This is a genomic window from uncultured Mycobacterium sp. (genome assembly GCF_964249325.1).
In the GTDB taxonomy this organism is placed as follows: domain Bacteria; phylum Actinomycetota; class Actinomycetes; order Mycobacteriales; family Mycobacteriaceae; genus Mycobacterium.
Map to the genome: position 1 here is coordinate 1 of NZ_CAXUCH010000235.1, position 6,611 is coordinate 6,611.

The 6,611-nt window shown below is 67.2% G+C and carries 7 protein-coding genes and 1 pseudogene; 3 read left to right on the plus strand and 5 right to left on the minus strand.

The window, feature by feature from the left end; translation table 11 throughout:
- The 5 genes and pseudogenes from ACFE99_RS21085 to carD all read right to left on the minus strand — a co-directional run.
- A pseudogene (locus ACFE99_RS21085) lies at nucleotides 1-136 on the minus strand (23S rRNA (guanosine(2251)-2'-O)-methyltransferase RlmB); the annotation flags it as partial.
- On the minus strand, nucleotides 136-1,545 hold the full coding sequence (cysS, locus tag ACFE99_RS21090; RefSeq protein WP_375488352.1) for a cysteine--tRNA ligase: 1,410 nt from the start codon (nucleotides 1,543-1,545) through the stop codon (nucleotides 136-138). The pseudogene ACFE99_RS21085 and the gene cysS, both read right to left, overlap by 1 nt.
- A gap of 11 nt (nucleotides 1,546-1,556) precedes the next feature.
- A complete protein-coding gene (gene ispF / locus ACFE99_RS21095) occupies nucleotides 1,557-2,039 on the minus strand; it encodes a 2-C-methyl-D-erythritol 2,4-cyclodiphosphate synthase (protein ID WP_375488353.1) in 483 nt (160 codons plus the stop codon).
- Nucleotides 2,036-2,701 carry a 2-C-methyl-D-erythritol 4-phosphate cytidylyltransferase gene (ispD, locus tag ACFE99_RS21100; protein WP_375488354.1) on the minus strand — a complete coding sequence of 222 codons (666 nt, stop codon included), beginning with the start codon at nucleotides 2,699-2,701 and terminating at the stop codon, nucleotides 2,036-2,038. The genes ispF and ispD overlap by 4 nt, the downstream gene beginning before the upstream one ends.
- An 18-nt stretch (nucleotides 2,702-2,719) precedes the next feature.
- Nucleotides 2,720-3,208 carry an RNA polymerase-binding transcription factor CarD gene (gene carD / locus ACFE99_RS21105; protein WP_003921720.1) on the minus strand — a complete coding sequence of 163 codons (489 nt, stop codon included), beginning with the start codon at nucleotides 3,206-3,208 and terminating at the stop codon, nucleotides 2,720-2,722.
- Nucleotides 3,209-3,487: 279 nt separating this feature from the next.
- Here carD and ACFE99_RS21110 point away from each other — a divergent pair, with 279 nt between their 5' ends.
- The 3 genes from ACFE99_RS21110 to disA form a co-directional block, all read left to right on the plus strand.
- A complete protein-coding gene (locus tag ACFE99_RS21110; RefSeq protein WP_375488355.1) occupies nucleotides 3,488-4,042 on the plus strand; it encodes a hypothetical protein in 555 nt (184 codons plus the stop codon).
- A gap of 88 nt (nucleotides 4,043-4,130) precedes the next feature.
- Entirely contained in the window at nucleotides 4,131-5,573 is a 1,443-nt protein-coding gene (gene radA / locus ACFE99_RS21115; RefSeq protein ID WP_375488356.1) for a DNA repair protein RadA, read from the plus strand.
- Nucleotides 5,573-6,611 (plus strand): DNA integrity scanning diadenylate cyclase DisA (gene disA / locus ACFE99_RS21120; protein WP_375488357.1); only part of this gene is annotated, 1,039 nt, incomplete at its 3' end. The genes radA and disA, both read left to right, overlap by 1 nt.

Genomic DNA, 6,611 nt, shown 5'->3' on the forward strand with positions numbered 1-6,611 from the left:
GGGGACGCATGTGCGCCGGCGGGGTGGGGCCGCGTCCCTCCAAGCCGCGGCGGCGTTGCCCGCCTGAGCCGACGGGCGGGCCCTTCTTGGTGCCGGGTTTGCGTACTGCACCGCGGCGGCGCGAGTTACCGGCCATTACTTGTCGTCATCGCCGACCAACGACCACTGCGGGCCGTCGGCGGTATCGGTGACCTCGATGCCGGCTTTTTTCAGCCGATCGCGAATTTCGTCGGCCAGTGCCCAGTTTCGTTGTTCGCGGGCCTTTACCCGTCGCTGCAGTTCGGCCTGCACCAACACGTCGAGGGCCGTCAGCGCGGCCGACGTCTCGTCGTGGGACTCCCAGCGTTCGTCGAGCGGGTCACAGCCGAGGATGCCCATCATCGCGCGGATCGCGCTGGCGTTGGCCAGGGCCGCGTCGTGGTCGCCGGCGTCCAGTGCCCGGTTGCCTTCCGTGCGTGCATGGTGGATCTCGGCCAGCGCTTTCGGCACCGACAAGTCGTCGTCGAGCGCTTCGGCGAACCGGGGAGTCCAGCAGCCGGGAACCACGGTGCCGACCCGGCGTCGTACTCGGTGCAGAAAGTCCTCGATGCCGACATAGGCGTTGACGGCGTCGTGCAGCGAGGTCTCGGAGAATTCCAGCATCGAGCGGTAGTGCGCGCTGCCCAGGTAGTACCGCAGCTCGGCGGGCCGCACACGGTCGAGCATGGCCGGAATCGACAACACGTTGCCCAGCGACTTGCTCATCTTTTCGCCGCCCATGGTGACCCAGCCGTTGTGCAGCCAGTAGCGGGCGAACCCGTCGCCGGCGGCGCGGGCCTGCGCGATCTCGTTCTCGTGGTGTGGGAACACCAAATCCATTCCGCCGCAATGGATATCGAAATCCGCACCGAGATACTCGTGCGCCATCGCCACGCACTCGGTGTGCCAGCCCGGACGCCCGCGGCCCCACGGCGTGGGCCAGGACGGCTCACCGGGCTTGGCGCCCTTCCACAAGGTGAAGTCGCGTTGGTCGCGTTTGCCGGTGGCCACTCCCTCGCCTTGATGGACGTCGTCGATCCTGTGCCCGGACAGCTGGCCGTATTGGGGGTAGCTGAGTACGTCGAAGTAGACGTCGCCGTTGCCGGTGTAGGCGTGGCCGGTGTCGATCAACCGCTCGATCAGCTCGACCATCTGGGTGATGTGCCCGGTGGCGCGCGGTTCCGCGGATGGCGGCAGTACGCCCAGCGCGTCGTAGGCGGCGGTGAACTCGCGCTCGTAGGTGGCCGCCCACTCCCACCACGGGCGGCCGGCCGCGGCTGCTTTGTTGAGGATCTTGTCGTCGATATCGGTAACGTTGCGAATAATTGCGACCTCGTAGCCGCGCGCGAGCAGCCAGCGGCGCAAGATGTCGAAGGCCACCGCGCTGCGGACGTGGCCGATGTGCGGCAGGCCTTGGACCGTGGCGCCGCACAGGTAAATCGAAACGTGGCCAGGCCGCAGCGGAACGAAATCACGCACGGCACCGCTCGCCGTGTCGTGTAGCCGCAGGTGGGCGCGATAGGTCACGACGTGCCAGCTTACCTGCTGGTCAGCACCACCAGCGCGGTGGCGATGGCCGCCAGCCCTTCCCCGCGCCCGGTGAGGCCCAGACCGTCGGTGGTGGTGGCCGACACCGACACCGGCGCCCCCAGCAGCCCGGACAGCAGCTGCTGGGCCTCGGCACGCCGGGGCCCGACCTTGGGTCGGTTGCCGATCACCTGGACGGCGGCGTTGCCGACCCGATAGCGGTTGGCCGTGAGCAAGTCGCGAACGTGGCCGAGCATGCCGGCACCACTGACGCCGCGCCAGCGCGGATCGTCGACTCCGAACACTTCACCGATATCGCCCAGACCGGCCGCCGACAGCAAAGCATCACAGAGCGCATGCGCGGCGACGTCGCCGTCGGAATGCCCGGCGCAGCCGTCGGCGTCGGGAAAAAGCAGCCCCAGCAGCCAACATGGCCGCCCCGGCTCGATCGGATGCACATCGGTGCCCAATCCGATGCGCGGCAGCACGTTCACCGGCCGACGATCGCTTGAGCCAACAACAGGTCCAGTCGGGTGGTGATCTTGAACGCCAGCGGGTCGCCATCGACCACCTGCACTTGGGCGCCCAGATGCTCAACGACGGAGGCGTCGTCGGTGAAATCGCCCGACTCGGCGCGTTCGTAGGCGCGCAACAGCAGCTCGGTAGCGAATCCCTGCGGGGTCTGCACGGCCCGCAGGCCGGCTCGCTCCGGCGTTCCCAGCACTACCCCGTTGGCGTCGACAGCTTTGATAGTGTCCGACACCGGCAATGCGGGCACAACCGCGGGATGGCCGGCACGCAGCGCCTCCACGACGCGCACCACAAGCTGCGGCGGTGTCAGCGCCCGCGCGGCGTCGTGCACCAAGACATAGTCGGGCTCGCCGGCGGCGGCCAGTGCCATGTTCACCGATTGACTGCGGTTAGCACCCCCGGCCACAACGGTGGCCAGATGGCCCAAGATCAGCTTGCCCTGGTCGGTGCGATCAGGTGGCACCGCCACCACCACGTGGTCGACAACCTCGGAGTCGAGCAAGCCGACCACGGCCCGCTCCACCAAGGTGCGTCCGTCGAGGTGAAAGAAAGCCTTCGGAACACCGGCGGCTAGCCGTTCCCCCGCCCCGGCAGCGGGGACCACCGCGACTACCGTGTCCGTCACCGCTGCCCCCGGGGACGTTTAGGACGCGGCGGCCAGAACCTCGTCGAGAATGGTCTCCGCCTTTGCGTCGTCGGTGTTTTCGGCCAGGGCCAATTCACCGACCAGAATTTGCCGGGCCTTGGCGAGCATGCGCTTCTCGCCGGCCGAGAGACCGCGCTCTTGGTCGCGGCGCCACAGGTCGCGCACCACCTCGGCCACCTTGTTAACATCGCCGGAGGCAAGTTTCTCCAGATTGGCCTTGTAGCGGCGCGACCAGTTCGTCGGTTCCTCGGTGTGCGGGGCGCGCAGCACCTGGAAAACCTTATCGAGGCCTTCCTGTCCGACCACATCGCGGACGCCGACGTATTCGGCGTTCTCGGCGGGCACCCGAACTGTGAGGTCCCCCTGCGCCACCTTCAAGACGAGATATTCCTTCTGTTCCCCTTTGATGGTTCGGGTTTCGATCGCCTCGATCAACGCAGCACCGTGGTGTGGATAGACAACGGTGTCTCCGACCTTAAAAATCATCTGATTCGAGCCCCTTTCGTTACTCCATGCTAACACGGGCCTTCGACTCGCGCGGAACAACGGTGCAGGTCAGGGGCACCGCAGCTGAGAAGTGGGGCTTGACAGATCACCAAATTCGTGCAAGGGCACGGCTTCTCGGGAAACCTGCCCGGAACGGGTACTGGGCTGCTCCGCGCAGCTGTGCTGCTCGCATGCGGTGTAAAGCCCTGCGCTACCGCGGGACGGGCCGTGCTACTACTGTGCATAGTCGAACCGCGCCGGCTGAGCAGGAGGCTTTGAGTGAACCGCGTCAAGACCGCCGTGCTGGTCGCCATAGGGCTGATCGCCGCTGCCGCGCTCACCGGCTGCAGCAGCGGCCAGATCGCACAGACTTCGGAAGAGCAGTCCGCCGTCAACGGCGGCCAGGGTGACCTCAAGTACGTCGCGCTGCGCAACGTCCACATCAGCGCGGCGCAGACCGGCGACTTCCTGCGGCCGGGCCAAATGGTGCCATTGGTGTTCGTCGCGACCAACCAGTCGCCTGACATCAGCGACAAGCTGGTCGGCATCACGACCGACATCGGCACGGTGGCCCTTACCGGTGATACTCGGTTGCCGGCCGGTGGCAAACTGCTGGTCGGAACCCCGGATGGCCAGGCCATCAAGGCTCTGGATGCTGTGGAGCCCGCGGACGCCGCCACAGCGACTGTGGCGCTGGCCAAGCCCATTTCCAGCGGCCTCACCTACAAGTTCACCTTTGATTTCGAGAAGGCCGGAAGCGTGAGCGTGACGGTCCCGATTTCGGGCGGGTCGGCGCCACAGGAGAATCCCCCGGCGCCGGCGCAACACCCGTAACCTTCGGGTCGGCGACGCTACGGGCCGGAACGGTCCGTGGGCCGTTCCGCAGACCGAGATTGTCATACACCGCCGATACCGTCACGGCGTGACCAAGGCGCGTTCGCAGTACCGGTGCTCGGAATGCCACCATGTCACCGCCAAGTGGGTGGGTCGCTGCATGGAATGCGGTACCTGGGGCAGCATCGACGAAGTTGCGCTGCTCAGCGCGGTCGGCGGCGCTGCGCGCCGGTCGTCGGCCCCGGCTTCGCGAGCGGTCCCGATCAGCACTATCGAGCCGCACCAGACCCGGCACTGCCCTACCGGGGTCGGCGAGCTCGATCGGGTGCTCGGCGGCGGCGTGGTGCCCGGTTCGGTGACGTTGCTGGCGGGCGATCCCGGGGTGGGCAAGTCGACGCTGCTGCTCAAGGTCGCCCACCGCTGGGCGCAGTCGGGGCGGCGGGCGTTGTACGTCTCCGGTGAGGAGTCCGCGGGTCAGATCCGGATGAGAGCTGACCGCACGGGTTGCAGCCACAGCCAGGTCTATCTGGCCGCGGAATCCGATCTGCACGCGGTGTTGGGCCACATCCACGCGGTACAGCCCACGCTGGTTGTCGTGGACTCGGTCCAGACGCTGTCGACCAGCGACGTCGACGGCGCGGCCGGCGGAGTCACCCAGGTGCGTGCCGTCACCGCCGCGCTGACCGCGGCCGCGAAGTCCGCCGGCGTCGCGCTGCTGCTGGTTGGCCATGTGACCAAGGACGGCGCCATCGCAGGGCCGCGGTCGCTCGAGCACCTCGTGGACGTGGTGCTGCATTTCGAAGGCGACCGCAATTCCGCGTTGCGCATGGTGCGCGGAGTCAAAAACCGGTTCGGCGCAACCGACGAGGTTGGTTGTTTCCTCCTGGAGGACAGGGGCATTGAAGGTGTGAGTGACCCGTCCGGTCTATTTCTGGATCAGCGCTCAGAGCCGGTGCCAGGCACTGCGATCACGGTGGCGCTGGACGGAAAGCGGTCCCTGATCGGCGAAGTGCAGGCGTTGCTGGCCCGACCATCAGGGGGGTCACCGCGGCGGGCGGTTAGCGGCATCGACCATGCCCGGGCCGCGATGATCACCGCAGTGCTGCAGACGCACGCACGGCTACCCCTGGCCGTCAGCGACATCTTCGTGTCGACTGTCGGCGGCATGCGGCTGACCGACCCCTCATCAGATCTCGCGGTTGCGATCGCGTTGGCGTCGGCCTATGCCAATCTGCCGCTGCCCACCACCGCGGTGGTCATCGGTGAGGTCGGCCTGGCCGGTGACCTGCGCCGAGTCGCCGGGATGGAACGTCGCCTGGCTGAAGCCGCCCGGCAGGGGTTCACCACCGCACTGATTCCGGCCGGATGCGGCGCGGCACCGAAGGGGCTGCATGCGCTCGAGGCGCCGACCATCGTCGCAGCGCTGCACCACATGGTCGACATCGCCGAATACCGCCGTGACACGCCCGCGCCGCTACATCAGCTGGACCTGCCCCCCGGCGATGCGGACGCCGAGCACAATGAGTGGTGATGAACCCGGGTGAACTCACCAGGAACGGCAGCACGCCGATCCCGCGTCCCACGCTGCGTGAGGCTGTCAGCCGCCTGGCGCCGGGCACCGCGTTACGGGACGGGTTGGAGCGCATTCTGCGCGGCCGCACCGGCGCGCTGATCGTGCTGGGTTACGACGACAGCGTCGAGGCCATTTGCGACGGCGGTTTTTCCCTCGATGTGCGCTACGCGCCGACCCGGCTGCGGGAACTGTCGAAGATGGATGGGGCGGTCGTGCTGTCCACCGACGGCAGTCGCATCGTGCGTGCCAACGTTCAGCTGGTGCCCGATCCATCGATACCCACCGATGAATCCGGCACTCGGCACCGCTCGGCGGAGCGGGCCGCAATCCAGACCGGCTACCCGGTTATTTCGGTCAGCCATTCGATGAACATCGTCACCGTCTATGTAGGCGGGGAGCGTCATGTGTTGGCCGACTCGGCGACCATCCTGTCCCGCGCCAACCAGGCCATCGCGACCCTGGAACGGTACAAGGCCCGGCTCGACGAGGTCAGCAGGCAGCTGTCGAGGGCCGAGATCGAGGACTTCGTCACGCTGCGCGACGTGATGACGGTGGTGCAACGGCTGGAGTTGGCCCGCCGGATCGGTCTGGTCATCGAGGACGATGCGGTGGAGCTGGGCACCGATGGGCGTCAATTGCGGCTGCAGCTCGAGGAATTGCTGGGGGGCAACGACGCCGCGCGAGAGCTCATCGTGCGCGACTATCACGCCAACCCCGAACCGCCGTCGAAAGCTCAGGTGGCCGCCACACTCAACGAGCTGGACGCCCTGTCCGACACCGAGCTGCTTGACTTCACCGTGCTGGCAAAGGTTTTCGGGTATCCGTCGACAGCCGAGGCGCAGGACTCGGCGATGAGTGCGCGTGGCTACCGCGCGATGGCCGATATCCCGCGTCTACAGTTCGCGCACGTCGATTTGTTGGTTCGGACGTTCGGTTCACTGCAGGACCTGCTGGCCGCCAGTGCCACCGATCTGCAGTCAGTGGACGGGATCGGCG

Bases quoted from the DNA above. Each gene is read 5' to 3' on its own strand.
- carD (WP_003921720.1), bottom strand. From the start codon at position 3,208: ATGATTTTTAAGGTCGGAGACACCGTTGTCTATCCACACCACGGTGCT.